Annotated in this window: 21 protein-coding genes; 9 read left to right on the forward strand and 12 right to left on the reverse strand. The window is 69.4% G+C overall.

Annotated elements, in window-relative coordinates; all coding sequences use genetic code 11:
* Positions 1-27: 27 nt before the first annotated feature.
* From OHN74_RS01725 to OHN74_RS01745, 5 genes are all read right to left on the reverse strand, one after another.
* Complete coding sequence (locus tag OHN74_RS01725) at positions 28-1,440, reverse strand: amidase (RefSeq protein WP_327692701.1); 1,413 nt, start codon at positions 1,438-1,440, stop codon at positions 28-30.
* Between the two features lie 4 nt (positions 1,441-1,444).
* Complete coding sequence (locus tag OHN74_RS01730) at positions 1,445-2,347, reverse strand: HesA/MoeB/ThiF family protein (RefSeq protein ID WP_327692702.1); 903 nt, start codon at positions 2,345-2,347, stop codon at positions 1,445-1,447.
* Positions 2,348-3,304, reverse strand: a complete 957-nt coding sequence (locus OHN74_RS01735) for a hypothetical protein (RefSeq protein ID WP_327692703.1) — start codon at positions 3,302-3,304, stop codon at positions 2,348-2,350.
* The gene (locus OHN74_RS01740; protein WP_327692704.1) at positions 3,301-4,515 is read right to left on the reverse strand and encodes an acyl-CoA dehydrogenase family protein; all 1,215 of its coding nucleotides are present in this window, start codon (positions 4,513-4,515) and stop codon (positions 3,301-3,303) included. Before OHN74_RS01740 ends, OHN74_RS01735 begins: the two co-directional genes overlap by 4 nt.
* A 97-nt stretch (positions 4,516-4,612) precedes the next feature.
* Positions 4,613-5,005, reverse strand: coding sequence for an SCP2 sterol-binding domain-containing protein (locus OHN74_RS01745; protein WP_327692705.1), 393 nt, complete (start codon positions 5,003-5,005; stop codon positions 4,613-4,615).
* A gap of 250 nt (positions 5,006-5,255) precedes the next feature.
* Here OHN74_RS01745 and OHN74_RS01750 point away from each other — a divergent pair, with 250 nt between their 5' ends.
* Positions 5,256-5,648, forward strand: coding sequence for a BlaI/MecI/CopY family transcriptional regulator (locus OHN74_RS01750; RefSeq protein WP_327692706.1), 393 nt, complete (start codon positions 5,256-5,258; stop codon positions 5,646-5,648).
* Here the strand turns inward: OHN74_RS01750 and OHN74_RS01755 are convergent.
* From OHN74_RS01755 to OHN74_RS01765, 3 genes are all read right to left on the reverse strand, one after another.
* Entirely contained in the window at positions 5,642-5,941 is a 300-nt protein-coding gene (locus tag OHN74_RS01755) for a gas vesicle protein K (RefSeq protein WP_327699946.1), read from the reverse strand. The genes OHN74_RS01750 and OHN74_RS01755 overlap by 7 nt on opposite strands.
* Positions 5,942-6,003: 62 nt before the next feature.
* On the reverse strand, positions 6,004-6,189 hold the full coding sequence (locus tag OHN74_RS01760) for a gas vesicle protein (RefSeq protein WP_327692707.1): 186 nt from the start codon (positions 6,187-6,189) through the stop codon (positions 6,004-6,006).
* On the reverse strand, positions 6,186-6,929 hold the full coding sequence (locus tag OHN74_RS01765; protein WP_327699947.1) for a GvpL/GvpF family gas vesicle protein: 744 nt from the start codon (positions 6,927-6,929) through the stop codon (positions 6,186-6,188). Before OHN74_RS01765 ends, OHN74_RS01760 begins: the two co-directional genes overlap by 4 nt.
* 197 nt (positions 6,930-7,126) lie before the next feature.
* On the opposite strand from OHN74_RS01765, the gene OHN74_RS01770 reads away from it, so the two are divergent.
* Positions 7,127-8,698: an MFS transporter gene (locus OHN74_RS01770; RefSeq protein WP_327692708.1), complete on the forward strand. Its 1,572-nt coding sequence runs from the start codon at positions 7,127-7,129 to the stop codon at positions 8,696-8,698.
* A gap of 236 nt (positions 8,699-8,934) precedes the next feature.
* Here OHN74_RS01770 and OHN74_RS01775 read toward each other — a convergent pair whose 3' ends face one another.
* Positions 8,935-9,459, reverse strand: a complete 525-nt coding sequence (locus tag OHN74_RS01775) for a winged helix-turn-helix domain-containing protein (protein WP_327692709.1) — start codon at positions 9,457-9,459, stop codon at positions 8,935-8,937.
* A gap of 726 nt (positions 9,460-10,185) precedes the next feature.
* Between OHN74_RS01775 and OHN74_RS01780 the strand changes: the two genes are divergently transcribed.
* The 4 genes from OHN74_RS01780 (at position 10,186) to OHN74_RS01795 (ending at position 15,001) form a co-directional block, all read left to right on the forward strand.
* The gene (locus OHN74_RS01780) at positions 10,186-11,133 is read left to right on the forward strand and encodes a helix-turn-helix domain-containing protein (protein ID WP_327692710.1); all 948 of its coding nucleotides are present in this window, start codon (positions 10,186-10,188) and stop codon (positions 11,131-11,133) included.
* Positions 11,134-11,262: 129 nt separating this feature from the next.
* Positions 11,263-13,056 (forward strand): FAD-dependent oxidoreductase, encoded by a 1,794-nt coding sequence (locus OHN74_RS01785; RefSeq protein ID WP_327692711.1) that lies wholly within the window; start codon positions 11,263-11,265, stop codon positions 13,054-13,056.
* A gap of 5 nt (positions 13,057-13,061) precedes the next feature.
* Positions 13,062-14,117, forward strand: coding sequence for a maleylacetate reductase (locus tag OHN74_RS01790; RefSeq protein WP_327699948.1), 1,056 nt, complete (start codon positions 13,062-13,064; stop codon positions 14,115-14,117).
* Positions 14,114-15,001, forward strand: coding sequence for an intradiol ring-cleavage dioxygenase (locus OHN74_RS01795; RefSeq protein ID WP_327692712.1), 888 nt, complete (start codon positions 14,114-14,116; stop codon positions 14,999-15,001). Before OHN74_RS01790 ends, OHN74_RS01795 begins: the two co-directional genes overlap by 4 nt.
* A 309-nt stretch (positions 15,002-15,310) precedes the next feature.
* Here OHN74_RS01795 and OHN74_RS01800 read toward each other — a convergent pair whose 3' ends face one another.
* Both OHN74_RS01800 and OHN74_RS01805 read right to left on the reverse strand, forming a co-directional pair.
* On the reverse strand, positions 15,311-15,976 hold the full coding sequence (locus OHN74_RS01800; RefSeq protein ID WP_327692713.1) for a response regulator transcription factor: 666 nt from the start codon (positions 15,974-15,976) through the stop codon (positions 15,311-15,313).
* Positions 15,973-17,133, reverse strand: coding sequence for a sensor histidine kinase (locus OHN74_RS01805; RefSeq protein WP_327692714.1), 1,161 nt, complete (start codon positions 17,131-17,133; stop codon positions 15,973-15,975). The genes OHN74_RS01800 and OHN74_RS01805 overlap by 4 nt, the downstream gene beginning before the upstream one ends.
* A 277-nt stretch (positions 17,134-17,410) precedes the next feature.
* Here OHN74_RS01805 and OHN74_RS01810 point away from each other — a divergent pair, with 277 nt between their 5' ends.
* Positions 17,411-17,779, forward strand: a complete 369-nt coding sequence (locus OHN74_RS01810) for a hypothetical protein (protein ID WP_327692715.1) — start codon at positions 17,411-17,413, stop codon at positions 17,777-17,779.
* Between the two features lie 143 nt (positions 17,780-17,922).
* On the opposite strand, the gene OHN74_RS01815 is transcribed toward OHN74_RS01810, so the two are convergent.
* Positions 17,923-18,903 (reverse strand): threonine ammonia-lyase, encoded by a 981-nt coding sequence (locus OHN74_RS01815; protein ID WP_327692716.1) that lies wholly within the window; start codon positions 18,901-18,903, stop codon positions 17,923-17,925.
* A gap of 248 nt (positions 18,904-19,151) precedes the next feature.
* Between OHN74_RS01815 and OHN74_RS01820 the strand changes: the two genes are divergently transcribed.
* Entirely contained in the window at positions 19,152-20,870 is a 1,719-nt protein-coding gene (locus tag OHN74_RS01820; protein ID WP_327692717.1) for a SpoIIE family protein phosphatase, read from the forward strand.
* A gap of 718 nt (positions 20,871-21,588) precedes the next feature.
* A complete protein-coding gene (locus tag OHN74_RS01825; RefSeq protein WP_327692718.1) occupies positions 21,589-22,245 on the forward strand; it encodes a hypothetical protein in 657 nt (218 codons plus the stop codon).
* Positions 22,246-22,501: the final 256 nt, after the last annotated feature.

Consider the following 22,501-nt stretch of genomic DNA (forward strand, 5'->3'; position numbering starts at 1 on the left):
GGAAGGGAACCTTCTGGTCCCCGGATGTCAGTACGTCGTCGCGGACTGCTGCAACTGAGCCGCGAGCGACACCAGCAGTGCCTCGTTCGCGTACCGCGCGCCCAGCAGCACACCGATCGGCAGACGCCCGGAGTTCCGGCTGAGCGGAACGGTGATCGACGGCATGCCGGTGAGGTTGTAGACCCCGGTGTACGGCATGAACGCGGTCATCCTGGCGAACTCGGCCGCCGGATCGGCGTCGTCGCGCAACTGCCCGATCCGCACGGGCGGTTCGGCCAGCGCCGGGGAGAGGATCACATCGTAGGAGGCGAAGAGCAGGTCCGTGAGCATCTGCCCGAGGCCCCGGAAGGTGGCGAGCGCCGTGTGGTAGTCCCGCGCGGACACCCCGGCGGCGACCTCCCTGAGCCAGGCCGTGAAGGGCATCAGCTCACCCTCGCGCCCCGGTTCCACCTCGTACGACGCCGCCTCCACCGACCAGACCCGGGTGAACGCCTCGACGACACCCCCGTCGGGCGGCATCTCCAGCTCCTCCACCTCGTGGCCCAGGGCGGCCAGGGCCGCGGCGGTGTTGTCGAGGGCCTCCTCGCAGTCGGGGTGCAGTATCGCGCCGGGCACCATGGGCTCCTTCAGCACCGCGACCCGCACGACACGCGGCTCCCGGCGTGCGTGCTCCAGCAGGGACACGCCCCCGGGGTGCGCCGGCGCGGTGTACACGTCACCCGGCATCGGCCCGGACATCACGTCGACGAGCGCCGCCGCGTCGGCCACCGTACGGGCCAGTGCGCCGTGCACCGACAGTCCCGTGACGTCGGGGCGCCAGGGTCCGTTGCTGATCCGGCCCCGGCTCGGCTTCAGTCCGACCAGACCGCAGACGGAGGCCGGGATACGTACCGAGCCGCCGGCGTCGGTGCCGTGCGCGAGGGGTGCGAGGCCCGCGGCGACGGCCGCCGCCGCTCCGCCGCTGGAACCGCCGGGCGACCGCCCGGGGTTCAGCGGATGACGGGTCGGCGGACCGAGCCTGTTCTCGGTGTAGCAGGGCAGACCGAACTCCGCCGTGTTGGTCTTGCCCAGCATCACCGTGCCGGCCTCCCGCAGCCGGGTGACCACATGGTCGTCGGTGTCGCTGACGTGGTCGGCGAAGACCGCCGAACCCCAGGTGCACCGCACCCCCTCGACCTGGACGAGGTCCTTGATCGGTACGGGTACGCCGTGCAGCGCTCCCAGCCGGGTACCGTCCCGACGCGCCAGCACCGTTTCCCGCTCGGCACGCTGGGCCTGGGACCGGGCGAGTTCCGCGGTCACCGTGAGGTACGCGCCCAGTTCCCGGTCCGCTTCCTCGATCCGACCGAGGTAGTGGTCGGTTAGTTCCACCGGGGACAGCTCGCCCTCGGCGATGGCCGCGGCCTGTTCGAGCGCCGTCATCTCGTGGAGGTCGGACATCGGGTCAGTTCCCCTTCCGGCCGCGGGCCAGCCTGAGCAGCCCCGGTGCCAGGGCGGCGAGCGCGGCGGCCCGGCGCAGCCGGGTGGCCACCCGTCGCCGCGTCGAGCGGGCCTGCTGGTGCACGTCGATGTACACCTCCGGGCGCACGGTCGCCCCGGAGAGCAGCTTCACCACCATGTGCGAGGTGATGGCGCCGAACACCATGGCAACATAGGTGACCTGGGGGAAGCTGTAGTCGGGCCGCCCCAGGTTCGCCCTCACCTCGACGAGCATCTCCACCGGCACGTACCGCAGTGGCACGGCCCGCAGCAGCAGCTGCCAGGAGGTCAGCCGGTCCAGATCGGCCTCGGCGATCGCGCCGTCGAACGGCTCCTTGATGTACCGGTAGTCGTAGCAGCGCACGTACTGGGCGCCCGCGATGTCCCACCCGGTGACGAGCGGCAGCCGCCGTTCCACGGCGACGCGGTGGAGCAGGTGCTTGGCCCGCCAGCCGTCCATGGTGGTCACGTCCACGCCGTCCACGATGACGTCGCAGTCGCCGACCAGCTCCTTGACCGTCTCCTCGCCGACCCCTTCCGGGAAGACCCTGACGTGGGCGTGCGGATTGATGGCCGCCACCCGCTCACCGGCGACCGTGGCCTTGTTGCGGTCGACGTCGGTGGCCGCCGCGCTCTGCCGGTTGAGGTTGTTCACCTCGTACGTGCCCGGGTCGGCCAGTACGAAGGAGCGCACTCCCAGCCGGGCGAGCGGCTCCACGGCGGCCCCGCCGATGGACCCGCACCCGGCGACGAGCACGGTCGCGCCCCGCAGTACGGCCTGCTCCCCCGTGCTGACCACGCCCTTGTTACGGGTGGTCAGCTCCCCGTAGAAGACCTTCTCCTGCGTCTCGGCACCACTACTGCTCATCTACGACGCCTCCTTCATGCGGTACGCGCCCGACCTGCGGGCGCTCATGGCCGCGACCAGTTCCATGAGCGTCATCGCGTCCGGTCCGGCGCCGAGGTAGTCCTCGATGAGGTCCATGTAGTCGCCGAGGTCGGCGTGGACCGGCGCCACGAAGGGAACGGCGATGACGTCCTGGTCGTAGATGGGGGCCATGAGGTCTGTCTCGGGCAGCCGGGGCGAGGTGCCCCGGTCGATCTGGAGGTCGAAGCCGGTGAGCCGGAAGTGCCGTATCGCCACCTTCTCCTTGGCGTCGCCCAGCATGAGGCGCATCCGGTCGCCGGACGCGGAGATGACCCGGCCGAGGCCCAGCAGCAGATGCCAGGGCACACGTTCGGTGCCGGCGCCGGGCGGCAGTTCGAGGTCGCGTACGAACCGCTTGATCTCGAAGGCCTGGTGGGTGCCCAGGCCCTCGGCCGCGAACCGGCCCAGCAGGTCGATGTCGTGCGCCGCCTCGGTGGAGAACCGGCCGCGGTCGGGGTGGTCGAGCGGCATCGGGACCGGGTCCTGGGAGCAGCCGAGGCTGATGTAGCCGCGGATACGGCCCGTCCGGGTGCACAGACTGACGGTGTGGACGTTCTGCACACCCTCCGGGTGGCGGACGGTCTCCCGGAACACCGCCCGCTCGTACACCAGTTGGGGAGACATCCAGCCCAGCCGCAGATACTGCACGAGCCTGAACCCCATGATCCCGTTGAGGTAGCGCAGCGGGAGCTGGTCGTCCTCGACCGTGAGGGTGATCAGTTCGTCCCTCGGGTCGTACACGGAATAGAGCGGGTCGCCGATGACATGGTCGGGCAGCGACCGGAAGTCCAGGGTCGAGTGGAGCCGCATGATGTCCGAGACGTACCGTTCCCGCTCCCCCGCCGGTAACTGTTCCGCCGTGTCCACCGCGTCGGCTGTGTCGGTCGCGTCGGTCATATCGGCTCCCCCTCGGCGTAGAGGCTCTCGGTGATGGCGAGGGCCAGCACCTCGGGGGTGCCCTCGTAGATCCGCGCGCCGTAGGCGTCGCGCAGCCGCTTCTCCATGCCGAACGACTTCACGTAGCCGCGGGCTCCGGTGAGGGACATGGCCATGTCGGCGACGTCGATGGCGACACGGTCCGCGAAGAGCTTCGCCGCCGCCGGTTCGTACTGCGGGGCGGGGAGTTCGTTGTCGACCTTGTGGGCGGCCTTCAGATACAGCAGTCGCGCCGCGTCGACCTTCGCGGACATCTCGGCGAGCTTGGCCGCGGTGAACTGGTGTTCGCGCAGGGGGCGTCCGCCCTGGACACGGGTGTCGCACCACTCCAGGGCCTGCTCGAGGGCGCCCCGGGCCACGCCGACCGAGATCCCGGCGACGGACGCGCGGGCCATGTTGCTCTGTGCGATGTTGATGGCCATGCCGTCGCCTTCCTCGCCGACCATGTTCTCGGCGGGGATACGGACGTCGTGGAACTCCAGTTCGCTGCCGAGGCAGAGCCGGTAACCCATCTTGTCGGCCACCGGCCCCCGGACCACACCGGGCAGGTCGAGCGGCACCATGAACGAGGTGAGGCCGGTGGCGCCGGGTGCGCCCTCCATGTTGGCGAACACCGAGGCGAACGCGGCTACCTGGGCGTTGGTGATGAACCTCTTCCTGCCGTTCAGGACGTAGTGGTCGCCGTCACGGCGGGCGGTCATCACATCGCGGGCGTGGACCGCGTTGGCCGGGATGATCAGGTCGCAGCCCGCCTCCTCCTCGGTGACCGCGTTGCAGGCCAGGACCGGGGCGTCGCCGGAGAACATGGGCAGGAAGCGGGCCTGGAGCCGCGGGTCGCCGGAGAGCAGCACCGGGGTCTGGCCGAGCATGGCGGCACCGAAGATGAGTGCGGTGCCGGCGCAGACGGACGCCACCTCCTCCAGCGCGACCGAGCAGCCGATCATGCCGAGACCGAGGCCGCCGTACTCCTTGGGCACGGCGACGCGGGTGAGGCCCAGGGCGTGCCCCTGGGCGACCATGTCCCAGTCGAAGTCGTCGGCGGGCGCCGTGTCGAGGTCCGTCACTCGGGGCGCGACCACCTCGCGGGCGAATTCCCGTACCTGGCGGCGGAGTTTCTCCACCTCGCCGGGAAGGACATCGAAATTGAGCTCAAGTTCTTCGGTGTTCATCATGTCTGTCTCGAAACTCCACAACTCTGATCCGATTGCCTGGGAAAGTGCCGAAGTGCTGTACCGGACGGTCCGTAGGGGCGCCGGAGATGCCGCGCTCTCAGACGGGAAGCCCTTCCTTCGCCGCCAGTTCGGGATAGCGGTCGAAGGCGGGCCGCAGGATGGGGACGAGTTCCAGCACGCGGGCGACCTTGCCGCGGATCCGTACCTTTCCGGTGGCGATGGCGGTCGGCATCATGAGCTTCCCGAGCCAGAGCTGGTGCGCGGTGTCGGACGACATCCTGATTCGGATCGTCGCGTCTTCGGGCGCGTCGGCCCCGACCGTCAGCGCGTCCGCGGACACATGGACAACGCAGTCCGGGTTGGTGTGGGTCAGCCTGATGGACAGGTTGCTCGCGCGCAGCTGCGAAGTGAACTGTTCGTCCTTCAACAGGATCTCGAAGAGGTTGCCGAAAACCCGCTCGGCTACCTCGGTCGACTCGAAAACAGTCATGGTTCCCTCTCCCGTCAAACATTCCCAAGAGCGAATCGCCGCGTCGGCGTTCACCGCATCCTAGGAATCGGCCGGGGGACGGACCGGCGAATCGACAGAGCGGGAAAAGGAAGAGGACGGAGTATTGAAAGAGAACGCGCATCCGGTGCCACCCACGCGGACACGAGGCGAGGCGGCACGACACCGGACCGGTCCCGTTCCGTCCGGGCACCACTGGGCGTTCGGGCCCCGGGCACCGTAGATTGAAGGGGTGACAGCCGACCGATCCCGCGCCTCCCAGGAATGCCTCGTCTTCGGCCCGCTGGAGAACGAGATCATGGAGGTTCTGTGGCAGGCTCCCGAACCGATGACCGTCCGGGAGGTCCTCGGCGCGCTCAACGCCGGCCGTGAGACCCCGCTGGCGTACACCACCGTCATGACCGTGCTGAGCCGCCTCGCCGAGAAGGGCGCCGCCAACCGCACCAAGGCGGGCCGGGGTTACGCGTACGCCCCCTGTGTCACGGACGAGGCGGCGATGGCCGTGCGCGAGGTCATCCGCGACTTCGGGGTGAGCGCGGTCGGTCACTTCCTCGACGAGATCCGCAATGTCCCCGACCTACGCGAACGCTTCGAGAAGCTGCTGCACGAGGGCCCCGGTCACTGAGCCCGCGGCGAAGGAACCTCAGTGGCGCCCTCCTGCCGCGGCAGCAGGGGGCCGAGTGGGCCGAGGTCGAGGTTCAGGTCTTCGGGGCTCAGGTCGTACCGCTCGCGCAATTCGGTCATGCGGTCGTCGAGGATCATGAGGGTCATGCCGATGCGTTCCTCCTGTTCCTCGGTCAGGTTGTTCCTTTCGACCCGGCGGATGGCCTGCCGTTCCATGAGCTGGCGCAACAACTCCACGACGGTGAGCACCAGTCGGACGAGGTCACGTTCGACCGTGTCCTTGTCCAGGTCCAGGCGTCGGGCCGGGGACTGTCCGCAGTGAGATGCCGGCCCGGTGCCGGGCCCGCCGTCCGATGTCACGTCAGGATTCCTTCCGTGGCTCCCTCGACCGAGGTGAGCAGGGCACGCAGGGAGACACGGACCAGTTCCACGTCGGCGATACAGAGGCTGAGGTCTCCCGTGATGACGACACCGCCCGCCAGGAGCCGGTCGAGGAGATCCACCAGAGCGACCTCCGCCTGCGGCGGGCCACCGGCCGTCACGTCGTCGTCTGCGGGATCGTGGGGTCCGCCGTTCCGGCCTGTTCCGGCGGGGGCGGGGCGAAGGAGTACGGGGCCCACGGTCCGGTGATCTCGAGTCGGACACCGGTGGTCCCGGCGGCGAGCAGTTCCACGCGGTCCTGGAAGCTCCGCGTGTGCTTCCGCGGGACGAGGTAGGCGGCGTTGACGACGTTCTCCCCCGGTTTCGCCGACAGGGCGGCCGGCTGAGGACGATGGTGCCGTACGTCGGCGGCCAGGTTCGCTTCCACGAGCGCACGGTCCACTCGTGCGCCGAGGTCGGCGGCGGTCTGCCGGGCGAGTTCGTGGCCGTCCCGGCTTGTGCGGCGCACGCGCAGGTAGTCACGCCCGGAGCGTGGCCGGTCCTGCGGGGGCGGGTCGGCGGCGGTCGGCGGCTGGGCGTAGATCTTGACACCCCATTCGTCGTGGCCCTCCAGCTGGTTCAAGGTGGTTCGGAAGTGGCTCTCGTCGGCGCGCAGACGTCTCAGCAGGCCGTCGTCGTCGAGGTACACCGTGGCCAACCGGAGGGGTAGTACCGCGGTTCGGGAGGCCAGCGCGGCGATCACCTGGTGATGGTCGCGGGCCAGCCGTTCCAGGTCGGTGATGTCGTCGAGCCGCTGTGCGACGGCCTCTTCGGTGAAGGCCTCCGCTGGTACGTCACTGACGACCGCGGCTGTGCCGGCACCGCACAGGATCCGGACCGGCAGCCCGTCGACGCCGCGCAGTTCCCGGACGCACCCGGCGAACCGCGCCTTTCGCGATTACTTCACCATCGCCGCCCACCCGCACACCCACGACCTACTATGCTCACGTAGTAGATACATGGGGCGCGGCATCCGGTGCGGGACGCCCCTCTGACCGGAGGTGCGAAGTGAGCGGGGCATTATCAGCGGGCGCGCCCGTGCGGGGACGTGGACTGATCATGACGGTCCTCGGTTGCTGTTTCCTGATGGTGATGATGGACAACACCATCCTCAACGTCGCTCTGCAGACGATCCAGGAGGACGTCGGCGCGACCAACGCGGAACTCCAATGGGCCCTGGACTCCTACATCCTGTTCTACGCGGCCCTGATGTTCTCCTCCGGAATCCTCGCCGACGCCTTCGGCCGCCGCCGCGTCCTGGTGATCGGACTGGTCGTCTTCGGTGCGGCATCCACCTTCGCCGGCTTCGCCGACACGCCCCAGGAACTCATCATCTGGCGCGGTGTCATGGGTGTGGCCGGGTCGGTAGTGCCCCCCGCCACCCTCGCGGTGATCAATGACGTCTACGCCCCGGAGGAACGCGGCAAGGCGATCGGAATCTGGTCGGCGCTGGGCGGTCTTTCCATCGCTCTCGGCCCGATCGCCGGCGGCTTCCTGCTCGAACACTTCTGGTGGGGCTCGGTCTTCCTCATCAACGTCCCCATCGCCGCCGTCTGCGCCCTCCTTCTCCTGGTGGTCCTCGCCGAGTCCCGCTCGGCGACCAGGCCACGCATCGACGTCATCGGCGTCCTGCTGTCCATCACGGGTATCGGCTCGCTGGTCTACGGGGTGATCCGCGGCGGCGAGACCAACGACTGGACCAGTGCCGAGGTCCTGGGCACGATGGTCGCGGGAGTCGCCCTGCTGGCCGCGCTCGTCCTGTTCGAGAGCCGCACGACACATCCGGCGCTCGACGTGAAGATGTTCCGCAACAAGTCCTTCGCAGCAGGCACCGCGAGCCTCTCCCTCTCCTTCTTCGCGCTGACCGGCGGCACCTTCCTGATGGTCTTCTACGTCCAGGCCATCCGCGGTCACACCCCTCTCGAACTCGGCCTCATCCTGCTCCCGGTGGCGGTGGGCGCCGTCGCCTCGGCCATCCTCAGCAACCCGCTGGCCATGCGCTTCGGCCCCAAGGCCGTCGTCACCACCGGACTGCTGCTGCTCGCCCTGTCGTTCACCGGCCAGGCCGGCATCGGAGCCGACACGGCGTTGTGGTGGTACGAGATCCTGCTGGGCGTCTCCGGCTTCGGCCTCGGCCTGGTGATGGGCACGACCACGACGACCACGATGGCCGTGGTGGCGCCCGAACAGGCCGCCATCGGCGCGGGCGTCAACAACACGCTGCGGCAGATCGGCGCCGCGCTCGGTGTCGCCGTCCTCGGCTCGATCCTGTCCGTCTGGTACCGGGACGAGCTCGGCGGCGCCGTCAACGTACTCCCGGAGGGTGCACGGGAGGCCGCCTCGGAGTCCCTGGGCGGCACGATGGTCGCCGTCCGCGAACTCCAGGAGACGGGCACGCTCCCGGCCGGGACGCGCGACCAGGTCCCCGGGTTGCTGGCCACGGCCCAGGACGCGTACCTGTCGGCCATGCATGTGAGCTTCGGCGTGGCCGCCGGGGCGCTCGTGCTGGCAGCCGTGGTCGCCGCGATCTGGCTGCCCGGCCGGATCGACGCCCCCACGGGCACCGACACCGCCGCGCAGCCGGGCGGCGCCACCCAAACCCCCGACTCCGCCGCCCAACCGGCGCGATGACCGGACCATGACGCTCCTACAGGGCCCGGCACCACCGGGTGACCGGCCGCACGGAACGCCAGGGCGTCCCCGTGTGCGCCGGTCATCCGGCCCGGGCGGGTACGACCACGCGGTGCTCGTCCACCCTCGTTCGCCCTCGTCGACCCGGGCCGTTCCCGGCTGCCCGCGTCCTCGGCCGGCATCAGGGCTCCGTCTGCCCCGGCCGTCACCTGCCCCGGACCCGTCCGCCAGGGCTTTCAACCGCTCGGGTCCGCAACGGCCCCCGTCGTCAGGAGAAACCCGCGCCCCCGCACGGTCTCTATGGCCAGCCCGACAGACACGACCTTCCGCCGCAGCCTCATCATGTGCAGGTCGAGGGCGTTCTGACTGGCGGAACGGTTGGCGGACAGCAGCCGCTCCGCCAGGTCGGCCCGGCTCGCCATCCCCGGACGACGCTGCACGAGGCCGCGCAACACCGCCGCCTCGGAGACCGTCAGGGGCAGGACCGCACCGCCGTAGCGGAGTAACCCGTCCTCGTCCACCACAGGAGGAGCGCTCTGGGACGTGGCCTTGAGATGCAGTGACGCGATCCTGGTCTTCAACTCCCAGGCTTCCACGGGCTGTCGTACCCAGTCCTCGTGCACACCCGCCAGCTCGGGCACCCGTGCACCCCTGGCCACCACTATGAGGCAGGGCAACCCCCGCATACGGAAACCCTCCAGCTTTCCCGACTCGGCCGGCCAGCGGACGATCTTCACATCCGGCGTCATGATGTTCTCCACGTATGCGTTCCTCCCGTGTTGTGGCACATGATGACGCCGCGTCGGCGACGCGGACGCCTGTGGAACCCCGGCGAGCCTGGCGGAGCGACCCCCTACAGACAAAGGGGCACGCGGTACGCAACCCCGGCGAAATATTGACGGACGCCCATGAAAAGATGGTTTTCGGCCCCGTGGTGGAGACGGAGTGCCGCAGTCCCCTGAATGTGCCTTGTCGCTGTCATGCCCGCACCTTCTGCCAAACAGGGTTGGCGTAGCACATACTTCTGGACCACCACTCGGGAACCGCTTGAGAGCAACCCGAGAACGCCCTGCCGAGGACTTGCACGTCGTCCTGCAAGCCTGTGCTCCGGGCGCGGGAGACGACGCCGGGTCGGACGGCTCGACGACGAGGAGTTCGACAGGCTTCGTTGTTGTCGGCCGAGAACGCGCCGTGGTCTCCGGAGACCCTTCACTGCTTGGCCGAATCGGTGTACGAGGCGGGCGGAACGGCCCGGTTCGGCCGTGCCCTCGGTCATCCTGCGGTGCTCGTACTCCGGATACGCCGATCGGGCCCGAGCGCCGGACTCGGCGACGAACCCGTGTACGGCAACCGCGACGACGTCCCGCACCAGGCTCTCGGGCGAGCTCCGCAGCGCACGCGGAGCCGGAGTATCGTTGCGTCCCTTGGCCTACACGTGCCGCGGACGGGCACTGTGGTGGTACCGGTATTGAGCAGGCAGGTGCAGCATGATCGGCGCCGTCAGGATTCCCAGAGTCCGTCGCTTCGCCACCGCGCAGTTCGAGCCGGAACGTCAGGTGGAACTCTGGGAGCAGCACAACGCGGAGTCCTTGATCGCCCTCGACTGTCGGCCGCCTGTGGCCCGGTCGTTCGCGGCGGTAGAGGTGAACCTCCAGCTCGAACGGGTCCATCTCGCCCGGGTGCGGGGGACCCGGCATGTGGTCGAGCGCTCTGCCGAGCTGGTCGAGGCCAGACCCACCGAGGCGATCGCCGTCTATATGACCATTGCGGGAGAGGCGGTCTTCGAGCAGGACGGCCACCGTCGGGTGCTGCGGCCCGGGCAGCTCCTCGTCTGCGACGCCGACCGTCCCTTTCTCCGCGGGTTCGGCCGGGGGCTGGAGGAACTGGCCGTGAAGGTTCCCCGTTCGGAGTTCTCCGCGCTCACCGGCCTGACGTCCCTGCCCACGCCCGTCGTCGTCGACGTGGGCCCCGGCGAGAACCCGCACGGTCGGGCCCTGGCCCGGCTCGCGGCGCGGGCGGTCCGCCGGGACCGCCCTGTGCCGGCGGACGAGCAGGCAGTCGTCGAACTCGTATCGGTGCTCGGCGCCTCCGACCACGTCGGCCTGCCGGTGGCACACAGAGCGGCGGCTCGGACGTTCGTCGAGGAGCACTTCACCGATCCGACGCTCCGCGCGGCCGACATCGCGTCCGGCACGGGCATCAGCGAGCGACACCTGTCGCGTCTGTTCGCGGCCGCCGGCACCAGCGTGCCCGCACACATCCTCTCGCGCCGGCTGGACGCGGCGTACAGCATGCTGACCTCCGGTCCGGCCGGCGGCCTGCGCACGTCGGACGTGGCAGCACGGTGCGGCTTCACGTCGGTCGCGTACTTCTCCCGCACCTTCCACGAGCGGTTCGGCATCACCGCCGGCAGGGTTCGAGCCGGGTCCGCCTGACCGGTCGCGGCCCGCGATCCTCATTTCCGCCATCCCGGTCCGGATCGTTGGGCCGGCCCGGGCACGTCCACCGACACTCGTACGCACCAGCCCGGTTGCCCTTGTCCGGGACGAGGAAAGGTGTGGAACATGCCTGCGTTCGACGATGGTCAGCCCGAGACCCGTCCGCCCGCGTCGTCGGTGGTCGAGACCGACGTCCTGATCGTCGGCTCCGGACCGGCCGGTGCGTCGGCGGCGTTGTTCCTCTCGACACTCGGGGTCGACAACATGGTGATCACGAAGTACCGGTGGACGGCCAACACGCCGCGGGCCCACATCACCAACCAGCGAGCGATGGAGATCTTCCGCGACATGGGCATCGAGGACCAGGTCCTCGCCGACGCCACACCGCACCGTCTGGTCGGCGACACGGTCTTCTGTACGTCGATCGCCGGTGAGGAGATCGGGCGCATCCACACCTGGGGCACCCACCCGGCGCGGGAGGCCGACTACCAACTGGCGTCGCCGTGCCTCGTGGTGGACATCCCGCAGACCTATCTCGAGCCGATCCTGGTCAAGAACGCGACCGTGCGCGGCACACAGACGCGGTTCTCCACGGAGTACGTCTCGCACGCGCAGGACGCGGACGGCGTCGACGTCCTGGCCCGGGACCGGCTGACCGGGGCGGAGTACACCATCCGGGCCAAGTACCTGATCGGGGCCGACGGTGCCCGGTCCAAGGTCGCCGCGGACATCGGCCTGCCCTACGAAGGCGAGATGGACATCGCCGGGTCGATGAACATCACGTTCAAGGCCGACATCGAGGCCTACGTCGGCCACCGGCCCTCGGTCCTCTACTGGGTGATCCAGCCGGGCGCCAACGTCGGAGGCATCGGGGCCGGCCTGGTGCGCATGGTGCGTCCGTGGAACGAGTGGCTGATCGTCTGGGGCTACGACATCAACGACGAGCCGCCCGTCGTCGACGAGGCGTCCGCGACCCAGATCGTGCGGGATCTCCTCGGTATGCCCGACATCGACGTCGAGATCACCGGCACCAGCCTGTGGGGCAACAACGAGATGTACGCCAGGCACCTCCAGAAGGGCCGCGTCTTCTGTGCCGGGGACGCGATCCACCGGCATCCACCGAGCAACGGACTGGGCTCCAACACCTCTATCCAGGACTCCTACAACCTGGCCTGGAAGCTCGCTCTCGTGCTGCGCGGCCAGGCCGACCGGAGTCTGCTCGACACCTACTCGGCCGAGCGGGCGCCGGTCGCGGAGCGCATCGTGCGACGGGCGAACCGGTCCAGCCGTGAGTTCGTGCAGTTCTTCGAGGTGCTCGGACTGCTGGACGCCACGACGGAGGACGAGATGGTCGCGGCGATCGAGGAACGGAAGGCCAACACGCCCGAGGGCGCGGCCAAGCGGGCCGCCCTGGTCGCCGCGATGGAACTGAAGAACTACGAGTTCAACGCCCACGGAGTGGACCTCGGGCAGTACTACCAGTCGGCCGCGGTCGTCCCCGACGGATCTTCGTTGCCTGCGCCCAGCCGCGATCCCGACCTGTACTACGAGATGTCCACCGTGCCCGGCTCGCATCTGCCGCACGCCTGGGTCGGTGACACCATGCGCAGGACGGCGATGATGGACCTCGCCCCCTACGACCGTTTCACCCTCGTCACCGGCATCGCCGGCGAGGAGTGGGCCTCGGTGGCCGAAAAGGTCGCGCACGAGTTCGGGATTCCGCTCGGGACCGTCGTCATCGGGCCGGGCCGGGAGGTCACCGACCTCTACTACGACTGGGCGAAGCTGCGCGAGGTCGAGGAGAGCGGTGCCGTACTGGTGCGGCCCGACAAGCACATCGCCTGGCGCTCGGTGACGATGCCCGAGGACCCCGAAGGAGCACTGCGTACGGCGATGCGCCAGATCCTGGGGAAGGCATGAGCGGCATGCGGTTCGCCCGCGACACACTCGCGCAGCGCGTGCTGTTCGCCTCCGGCGCGGCAGCGGAGAACCTGGTCGCCGAGATCAAGGAACTCGGCGCGTCCCGGGTCATGGTGATCGCCGGGGACGCCGAGCGTGAACTCGCCCGACGCGTCGCCGCGCAACTGCCCGTGGCCCACTGGCACCACGAGGTGGCCATGCACGTGCCGGTCGAGGTCGCCGAGCGGGCCAGAGAACAGGCCGCGGCCCATCGCGTCGACGCACTCGTCTGCGTCGGCGGCGGCTCGACGACCGGCCTGGCCAAGGCCGTTGCGCTCACCACCGGTCTGCCCATTGTCGCGGTGCCGACCACCTACGCGGGCTCGGAGGTCACCAACGTCTGGGGACTCACCGAGCACGCCCGGAAGACCACCGGCACCGACCCCCGGGTTCTCCCGCGCGCGATCGTGTACGACGCGACACTCATGCTCACCCTGCCGGTCGGCCTGAGCGTGGCATCCGGCCTCAACGCCCTAGCACACTGCGTCGATTCGATGTGGGCGCCACGGGCCGACCCGATCGACCGGGCCCTGGCCGGCGAGGGCATCCAGGCCCTGCGCATCGGACTGCCGCTGGTCGCCGCCGAGCCGGGCGGCCTCGACGGACGTGAACACGCCCTGTACGGCGCCTATCTCGCCGCGGTGGTGTTCGCCTCGGCGGGATCGGGGCTCCATCACAAGATCTGTCACGTACTCGGCGGCATGTTCGACCTCCCGCACGCCCAGACCCATGCGGTCGTCCTTCCTCATGTACTCGCCTTCAACGCACCGGCAGCGCCGGACGCCGAGCGGCGTATCGCCGCCGCCCTCGACGCCGGGTCCGCCACCGGCGGGCTCGCCCGACTGCGCGCTCAACTCGACGCACCCCGGGCTCTTCGCGACTACGGCATGCCGGAGTCCGGCATCGTCCCCGCCGCGGAAGCGGTCCTTGCCGCTGTGCCACCGGGCAATCCGGCCCCCGTGACCCTCGACAACATCACCGGGCTGCTGCGCGCGGTCTGGGAAGGAGCAGAGACCCGATGACCAGCAGCGTCTCCGCCGAACAGGAGCGTCGCGAGGCGGACCTGGTCGAGCGCGTCGCCCGTTCGTTCGGCGACTGCCCCGACCCGCGGCTCCAGCAGCTGATGACCTCCCTCGTGCACCATCTCCACGCCTTCGCCCGCGAGGTCCGCCTGACCGAGGAGGAGTGGGCCAAGGGCATCGAGTTCCTGACCGCCGCCGGGCACATCACGGACGACAAGCGCCAGGAGTTCATCCTGCTCTCCGACGTACTCGGCCTTTCCATGCAGACCATCGGCATCAACAACGAGGCGTACGGCGACGCGACCGAGGCGACCGTCTTCGGTCCGTTCTTCGTCGAGAACAGCCCCGAAGTCCCCCTCGGCGGCTCCATCTCCGCCGGTGCGACCGGCGAGCCGTGCTGGGTCGAGGGCACCGTCTCCGACAGCGACGGACACCCGGTCGCCGGTGCGCGCGTCGAGGTCTGGGAGGCCGACGCGGAAGGCCTCTACGACGTCCAGCACGACGACGGCCGGACCGCGGCCCGCGGCCATCTGTTCACCGATGCCGAGGGACGCTACTCGTTCTGGGGCATCACACCGACGCCGTACCCCATCCCCCACGACGGTCCCGTGGGCAAGATGCTCGCGGCCGTCGGCCGATCCCCGATGCGGGCCTCGCATCTGCACTTCATGGTCAGCGCCGCCGGGCAGCGCACGCTGGTCACCCACATCTTCGTGCGCGGAGACGAACTGCTCGACTCGGACACGGTGTTCGGGGTCAAGGCGTCCCTGGTGAAAGGGTTCGAACGCCAGGATCCCGGCTCCCCGACGCCGGACGGCCACGCGGTGGAAGGCTCATGGTCACGGGTCTCCTTCGACATTGTGCTGGCCCCGACCGGTACGTGACCGTTCGGAACGTGCGGCACTGGCGGGAACGGACACACCCCGCGCTCACCGTGACCACCTGTCCCGGCACCCGGTCCCCACCCCATCTCCCCCGGCATTCCGGGGACGCAGCCGACCGCTCCGCTCCACCTGACCCCAAGCCCGCGTCGGGCAACGCGAAGGGCCCGTCCGATGTACGGACGGGCCCTTCAACCGAGCGCCGGGCAGGCCTTGCACCTGCATTTCCCCGCAGGAAGCGGGGCGTCTTTCCTTGGACCACCAACGCGCGACCAGCCAACCGGAGTTGCGGCGACCAGCTCAAGATCAATCCTAGCTCATCTGTCCGCCCGGAGTCACCAGTCCTGATTCGTACGCCACCACCACGGCCTGCGCCCGGCTGTCCAGGTCCAGCTTGGTCATCGTGCGGTTGAGATGGGTCTTGACGGTCGCCTCGCTGATGTAGAGGCGGTCGGCTATCTCCAGGTTGGACAGCCCGCGTGCGATCAGTTTCAGAACCTCCAGCTCGCGGGCGGTCAACGCCTCCAGATCGGGGGGCTGTTCGCAGGCGGTCTGCCGGGCGTACGCCTCCACCAGGCGGCGGGTGACGCTGGGCGCGAAGAGCGCGTCACCTCCGGCGACGGCGGTCACGGCGGCGAGCAGCCGTTCCGGGCCGGAGTCCTTGAGCAGGAACCCGCAGGCTCCGGCACGCAGTGCCCCGTACACGTACTCGTCGAGGTCGAAGGTGGTCAGCATCAGGATCCGGGGCGGGGGGTCGCCAGCTCCGGCGAGGATGCGTTCGGTAGCCTCGATGCCGTTCATGCCCGGCATCCGGACATCCATCAGGATCACCTCGGGAGCGGTCTGGGCGGCCAGCTTCACACCCTCCGCGCCGTCGCTCGCCTCGCCGACCACCTCGATGCCGGGTGCGGCCTGTAGCAGCCCTACCAGGCCCGCCCGGATGAGGAACTGGTCGTCCACGACGAGCACTGTGGTCATGTGGTGGCGTCGTCCCCCTGTTGAACGGCCCGCGCGGAGGTGGGCAGGATCAGCCGCACGGCGAAGCCACCCTGGTCCTGCGGGCCGATGTCGATCTCCCCGCCGTAGAGCTTGGCCCGCTCCCGCATGCCAAGCAAGCCGTGTCCCCCGCCGGTTCGCACTCTGTCTGGAATCACCCCCTCTCCGTCGTCCGTGACCGAAACAGCCACCTGGTGCGGTTCATACCTCAGCCATACCCGTGCACTCGCGCCGGGCGCGTGCTTGAGAACGTTGGTGAGGGCCTCCTGCACCACCCGGTACGCGCACAGGTCCACACCGGGGGCCAGGGGACGCAGGATCCCCTCGACGGTCAGGGTGACCAGCACCCCGCCGGCGCGCACTCGTTCGATCATCTCGCCGAGACGGGCCAGGCCCGGCATCGGGCCGGCGGGCGCGCCGTCTTCGGCGGCACGCAGCAGCATGAGCATGCGGCGCAGCTCGTCGAGAGCCTCCTTGCCGGTGGCTTCTATGGTGTCGAGCGCGGCACGCGTGACCGTGCGGTCGGTGTCGAAGACGAACCGGGCGAGACCGGCCTGCACGGAGATCACGGACATGTGGTGGGCGACCACGTCGTGCAGTTCACGGGCGATCCGGCCCCGTTCCTCGGCCACCTCGCGTCTGGCCCGCTCGGCCTGTTCCCGGCGCAGCTGCCGGGCCAGCTCCGTCGAACGCCGGGCGAGGACGCCGAACCGCCACAGCATCGCCGGATAGACCACGGCCTGTGCGGCCATGGACGCCCATGACGCCCAGGTATCGGTGTGGTTGGCGACGCCCGCGTAGATCCAGACCGCACCCATCAGCGCGGAACAGGAGACGGAGACGCGCGACTCGCGCTGGGAGGCGACGGTGTAGACGCCGAGCATGGGGCCGAAGCTGCACACCACGGGCCAGTAGCCGACGGTGATGTACACCAGCCAGATCGCGTGAACGACGCAGCAGACCACGACAGGAGCCCGGCCGCGGAGCACCAGCGGCAGGTGAACCAGGACCACCAGCGCATAGGCGGTCGCGTCGAGCGGATGCTGCCCCTGGCGCGCGGCCTCCGGCCCCAGCAGCACGGCCACAACGGTCAGCGCCGCCACGATCAGCGTGTCGACGACGAGGGGGCGGTTCCGCATCGCAGCAGCGTAAGGCCCGCCGAACCGACGGGGCGTCAAACTTCCGCGGTACCACGAAAGTTGCAGGAACCGCGCGGCTACCACCGTGGTCTGTACGGGAGTTCAACCCCGCATGGGACGCGGGGCGTGGGCGGCGAACGTACGTTCTGGAATCACAAGGTTCGGGTCCGTCGACCTACGACTGCTCTCGCGGTCTCGCGGACTCCCGCCATGCCTTTCGGACAAGGAGCTGCCCGTGTTGAATGCTGTGTCGCAACGTGGCCTGATTCGATCCATCGTGACCGCGTTGTTCGCTGCCCTGCTGGTGTTCGGTGCCGGCGCCACACTCGCCCCGGCCGCGCACGCCTCCGCCCAGGCGGAATGCTGGACACCCACCGCCAACGGCGAGGGACGCGCGGTGATGCTGTGGGGAGTCAACCTCAAGAGCGGTCCGTACGCGGACTCGGAGGGGTGTGCCAACACCGGATGGGCCGCCGAGGGCAAAACGGTCTACTTCTACTGCTGGACCAAGAACTCGTACGGACACGTGTGGTGGTACGTGCGGATCGCGGGGACCCAGACCTTCGGCTGGACGTCGGACGACAATGTCTTGGGCACGTCGGTGGACGAGAACGGCGACGGACAGATCACCTTCTACCAGTGCTAGTCCGAGTCGGCCCGTCTCCTCGTTGACGGGAAGGCCCTGCGCCACCGCAGATCCGGTGGCGCAGGGCCTTCCCGCGGTCCTGTGGCGTTTCGTCACACCCCCGCATCAGGTGCCGACAGGCAAGCGGGACCACCGAGCGATCGTCACGACCGGTGGCCGGGTGCCGCGCCGACCCAGCGGTGATAGGCCTCCACGTCGACGTTGCTGCCGCACACGATGGTGACCACGTGCCGCCCGGCGAAGCGGTCACGGTCTTCGAGGATCGCCGCGATGCCGAGCGCGGCCGACGGTTCGACGACGAGGCCGGCATGGTCGAGGAGCATGCGCATCCCGGCGATGATCGACGTCTCCTGGACCAGGACGGCATCGTCGGCGACCAGAAGGAGATCGTCAAGGACGGCCGGGATCGGACGCCGACCGGCGACGCCGTCCGCGATGGTGTCGGTCGAGTCCGTGGTGACGACACGCCGCCTGCGCCACGAGTGTGTCATCGCCGGAGCGCCCAGCGGCTGGACGCAGATCACCTCGACCTCGGGCGCCAGGGCCTTCAGCACATGGCCCACACCGGTGGCCAGCGCCCCGCCACCGAGAGCGATGAGAACGGCATCGAACGGCAGTACTGCGTCCACCAGCTCAAGGCCGATGGTGGCCGCGCCCTCGCAGGTCTCGATGTCCAGACTGTCCTCGACCAGACGGATGCCTTCGTACCGTGCGATGGCCGACGCCCGCTCACGAGCCAGCTCGTGGTCGCCGTCCACCAGTTCCAGCCTGGCATCCAACGCGCGAATGCGATCGAGCTTGGCGACAGTCGCGAAGCGGGATGCCACGACGGTCACGTCGAGCCCCCGGCCGCGTCCGGACCAGGCGAGGGCCTGGCCGAGATTCCCCGCGCTGGCGCACACCACGGCCCGCGGGCCGTGGTCGACGAGCCGGCTCGCGACCACCTCGGTCCCGCGGGCCTTGAAGCTGCGTACCGGGTTCGCCGTTTCGAGCTTGATACTCACCGTGCACCCGAGGCCGGGCTCCAAGGCCTCACAGCAGTACAGCGGAGTACCGAGAAAAACCGGGTCGATCAGTCGGCGAGCCGCCCGGATCCGAGCATTGTCGAGGCGCGTCCCCTGCATGACACCGCAGCGTAGCGCCGCCGACACTGTTCGTTGTGCCGCTGCCCGGCGTCACCGGGCGACCTGGGCTCGATGCCGTCTCGGACCCCGGGCCCGGCACCACGTCCGGGCACTGGTCGGGACGCAGCCGTCGGCGCCGGTTTGTCATCCGCGAGCGATGGCGAGGCTGAATCCGTCGGCGCCGGGGCAGTCGGAAAGGCAGGCACCGCCGAGCGGGCGTGCCGCGAATCAGCTAGGGAGTTCAGCGCATGGCAGGACCAGAACATACGGAGAGCCACGGGAAACAGCCCCTGGCGACGCGGGCCGCCGGGCTCACCGAGACGCTGGAAGCCCTCGGGACCGGGGCCTACCTCGTCGACGAGCAGGGCCGTATCCTCGCCGTCAACTCCCGAACCGAGCAGTTTCTGGACCGGTCGGCCGAAGACCTCGTCGGCCATGACGCGCACGACCTGCTGCACCGGGACATCCACGGCCAGCCCCTGCCCCGGACCCAATGCCGGATGCGACAGGCTTTCCACGCCGGACGCACCGCTCAGGCAGACGAGGACTACTTCGCCCGCGCGGACGGCTCCCTGTTGCGCATCTCGTGGCTGATAACCCCGTTCGACCTCGGTGAGCACGCCCACAGCACACTCGTCCTCTTCCAGCCCCGGCATCGGGGGGAACCCGACTCACTACCACCGCAGGCGACCACACTGCTGACGGAACTCGAACGCCTCGCCCTGCTGGCCGCGACCACCACACAACTCACCTCGACCCTCGATGTCGAAGAGGCGCTGCGACGGCTGGTGACCCTGGTGGTGCCCCGGCTGGCTGACTGGGCCATCATCGATCTGATCACGGAGCGCGACGAGGTGTGGCGCACTGTCGTCGCCGAGACGGACGGTGAGGGCCTGGTGCACCACGAGGAGTTGCAGGGACCGATGCCACCGATTCCCGAGGAGTCTCCGATGCCCTTGTCCCGGGCCCTGCGCGGGGTCGCTTCGACGCTGGCCGGCCCGCAGACCTACCAGGGACCACCGGACTCCGGCATCGCGGTCGAGCAGCGCCGTCTGTTCGACGCCACCGGCATTCACTCCGCGGCCATCGCACCCATCCGCAGCACCCGCGCAGTCCTGGGAGCCCTGACCCTGGGCCGCGCCAAGCAGCCGGGAGACTTCGGCACTCCCGATCTCCCGCTGATCGAGGACATCGCCCGCCGCGCCGGCCTCGCACTGGACAACGCGCGTCTCTACCAGCGTCAGCGCAAGGTCGCCGAGACCATGCAGAACCACCTGCTGCCCCAGATGCCACGCGTCCCCGGGCTGCAGATGACGGTCCGCTACCTGCCCGCGCCCGACGCCTCGCAGGTCGGCGGTGACTGGTACGACGCCTTCTCCCTGTCCGACGGCGCCACCGCGCTGGCCATCGGCGACGTCGTCGGCCACGATCTGGAGGCCGCGGCCGGCATGGCGCAGGTGCGCAACATGCTCCGCGCCTACGCCTGGGCCCTGCAGGAGCCCCCCAGCCAGATCGTCGAGCGCCTCGACGAAGCGGTGCTGCACATCACCGACGTCGCCATGGCCACCATGATCCTCGCCCGGATCGAAGAGACTCACAACGGTCAATGGAAACTGTCCTGGACCAATGCCGGTCACCCGCCGCCGCTGTTGATCAGCCATGACGGCCTGGCCGACTACCTCACCGACGGTCACGGGATTCTTCTGGGCACCGGATCCCAGAAACCCCGTATCGACGCCACCGCGTTGTTGCCGTACGGATCCACTCTCCTGCTGTACACCGACGGCCTGATCGAAGAACCCGGCCACACCCTCGACGAAGGCCTGCAGCGACTGCGCCGACACGCCGCCGCCCTCGCCCACCGCCCGCTGACCTCCTTCACCGACCAACTACTGGGCCGGGTCCGCCCCCTCGCCAACGACGACGACGTCGCCCTGCTCGCCTTGCGCGTACCCGCCCGGACGTGATCCGCCGAACTCCCCTACTGATCCGGACGTGTTGCCGCCGGTCCTGGCGACAGAGCGGGTGCGCCGGGTGCCGACGGACCCGATGAGTTCTGGTCGCCTGTGTGGGCAACGGATCGCTGCCGGGCGCTGTGGGACCAGTGGCTCGCGGTGACCACATCGAGGTAGCGACCGCCGTTCGCGCCGAGGTCGGCGCCCCGAGGGTCAGGGACATCTTGCCCGCGTTCCCGTTGGGCAACGGGGAGTCGGCCGACACCGCCTGGCGACTGGGCCGCGTTCGGCAGCAAGTTGTTGGCCCAGGGCACCGCGGCCGACGGTCGACAGCCGGCGACCGCTGTCGGCCGATTCAGCGCGGTTGATGACCGGCGACCACACAACCGAGGCCCCACGCGAGATCGGCAAGCTGTTCCTGGAGAACCCGGGTTGGGCACCACGTGGGCTTCCGTGCCGGTTCAGGCCTGGCTACGCCAGTGAGTGTGCGGGCCATGAGGGCGGTCATCGCCCTTTGGCAGGCCGCCGGACCCACCGTCCCCTGGCCCGACCTGAACTCCGCCCGACAGCCGGCTCCGCCCCCGTACTATCTCTACACCGGAGACAGGCTGCATCAGGTGCGACCCACGCAAGACTCAATCAAGCCAAGCGGTATCACCGCCCAGCCCAGGCGCCTACTCTGCGAGTTACCTCACAGCCCGCGAACTCGCCCCGAGGAAAGGTCAGCATCATGCCCGACAGCAAGACACCCGCCACCGAACTGACATCGCAGTACATGGCCCAGGTGACCAACGACCTCGACCGCAACGCCAAGGAGCAGGACCGCATCAGCGCGGAGATCGACGCGCTGCAGGAACAACTGCGCGCCCTGCAACACGACAACACCGTGCTGACGAACATGCGAAACGCACTCGGCGTCACCGACACCGCCACTCGGCCCACCCCCGAAGCGGACGCAGCACCCTCAGCGACTCGACAGAAGGCAGCTCCGCAGCCCGGTGCGGGCAAGCGGACGCGGGCGAAGAAGGCCGCCACCGCGCAAAGCGGCGAGACGGTCAAGGAGCCGGCTGCCAAGAAGTCCGAGACCGCACCGAAGACGACGGCCGCGAAGACGACACAGCCCACCCTCGTCGAACTCATCCGCCGCCACCTCACCGGTCAGAACGAACCCCGCTCCGCAGCCGAGATCGCCACGGCACTCGGCGAGGCCCACCCCGACCGCAACATCAAGACCACCGTCGTACGCACCACAGTTGAAGGGCTCGTCGCCAAGAGCCATGCCCAGCGCACCAAGCAGGGCAACTCCGTCTACTACACCACCACCGACACCCAGGACACGACCCCGTCGGCATCGGCTCCGGCCGAAGACCAGGCCGAGGTCAACTGATCACCCAGGCACTGTTCACCGGGCACGACGTGACCCTGCCGCCGGTCAACAGCGTTTCCAGGCTGGGGAGTTCCTGCGCAGCGGTGCCGTCCATCGATCAAGTGCGCGCTTGCGTGTGCGGTGCCGTCCGCCGTGAACGAAGGCGGGCGTCACCAGAGGTGAGGTGAGCGACGGCGATCCCGTGCGGGAGTTCGAAGCGAAGGGCGGGAAGACGGGCCACTGCGGCAGCGGCCCGGCAGCGCCGTCGCCGCCCATG

This window comes from Streptomyces sp. NBC_00459 (genome assembly GCF_036013955.1).
In the GTDB taxonomy this organism is placed as follows: domain Bacteria; phylum Actinomycetota; class Actinomycetes; order Streptomycetales; family Streptomycetaceae; genus Streptomyces.

Bases quoted from the DNA above. Each gene is read 5' to 3' on its own strand.
- OHN74_RS01785 (WP_327692711.1), top strand. From the start codon at position 11,263: ATGCCTGCGTTCGACGATGGTCAGCCCGAGACCCGTCCGCCCGCGTCG.
- OHN74_RS01735 (WP_327692703.1), bottom strand. From the start codon at position 3,304: ATGACCGACGCGACCGACACAGCCGACGCGGTGGACACGGCGGAACAG.
- OHN74_RS01795 (WP_327692712.1), top strand. From the start codon at position 14,114: ATGACCAGCAGCGTCTCCGCCGAACAGGAGCGTCGCGAGGCGGACCTG.
- OHN74_RS01740 (WP_327692704.1), bottom strand. From the start codon at position 4,515: ATGATGAACACCGAAGAACTTGAGCTCAATTTCGATGTCCTTCCCGGC.
- OHN74_RS01770 (WP_327692708.1), top strand. From the start codon at position 7,127: ATGACGGTCCTCGGTTGCTGTTTCCTGATGGTGATGATGGACAACACC.
- OHN74_RS01805 (WP_327692714.1), bottom strand. From the start codon at position 17,133: ATGCGGAACCGCCCCCTCGTCGTCGACACGCTGATCGTGGCGGCGCTG.
- OHN74_RS01790 (WP_327699948.1), top strand. From the start codon at position 13,062: ATGCGGTTCGCCCGCGACACACTCGCGCAGCGCGTGCTGTTCGCCTCC.
- OHN74_RS01730 (WP_327692702.1), bottom strand. From the start codon at position 2,347: ATGAGCAGTAGTGGTGCCGAGACGCAGGAGAAGGTCTTCTACGGGGAG.
- OHN74_RS01725 (WP_327692701.1), bottom strand. From the start codon at position 1,440: ATGTCCGACCTCCACGAGATGACGGCGCTCGAACAGGCCGCGGCCATC.
- OHN74_RS01815 (WP_327692716.1), bottom strand. From the start codon at position 18,903: ATGCAGGGGACGCGCCTCGACAATGCTCGGATCCGGGCGGCTCGCCGA.
- OHN74_RS01820 (WP_327692717.1), top strand. From the start codon at position 19,152: ATGGCAGGACCAGAACATACGGAGAGCCACGGGAAACAGCCCCTGGCG.
- OHN74_RS01780 (WP_327692710.1), top strand. From the start codon at position 10,186: ATGATCGGCGCCGTCAGGATTCCCAGAGTCCGTCGCTTCGCCACCGCG.
- OHN74_RS01825 (WP_327692718.1), top strand. From the start codon at position 21,589: ATGCCCGACAGCAAGACACCCGCCACCGAACTGACATCGCAGTACATG.
- OHN74_RS01745 (WP_327692705.1), bottom strand. From the start codon at position 5,005: ATGACTGTTTTCGAGTCGACCGAGGTAGCCGAGCGGGTTTTCGGCAAC.
- OHN74_RS01800 (WP_327692713.1), bottom strand. From the start codon at position 15,976: ATGACCACAGTGCTCGTCGTGGACGACCAGTTCCTCATCCGGGCGGGC.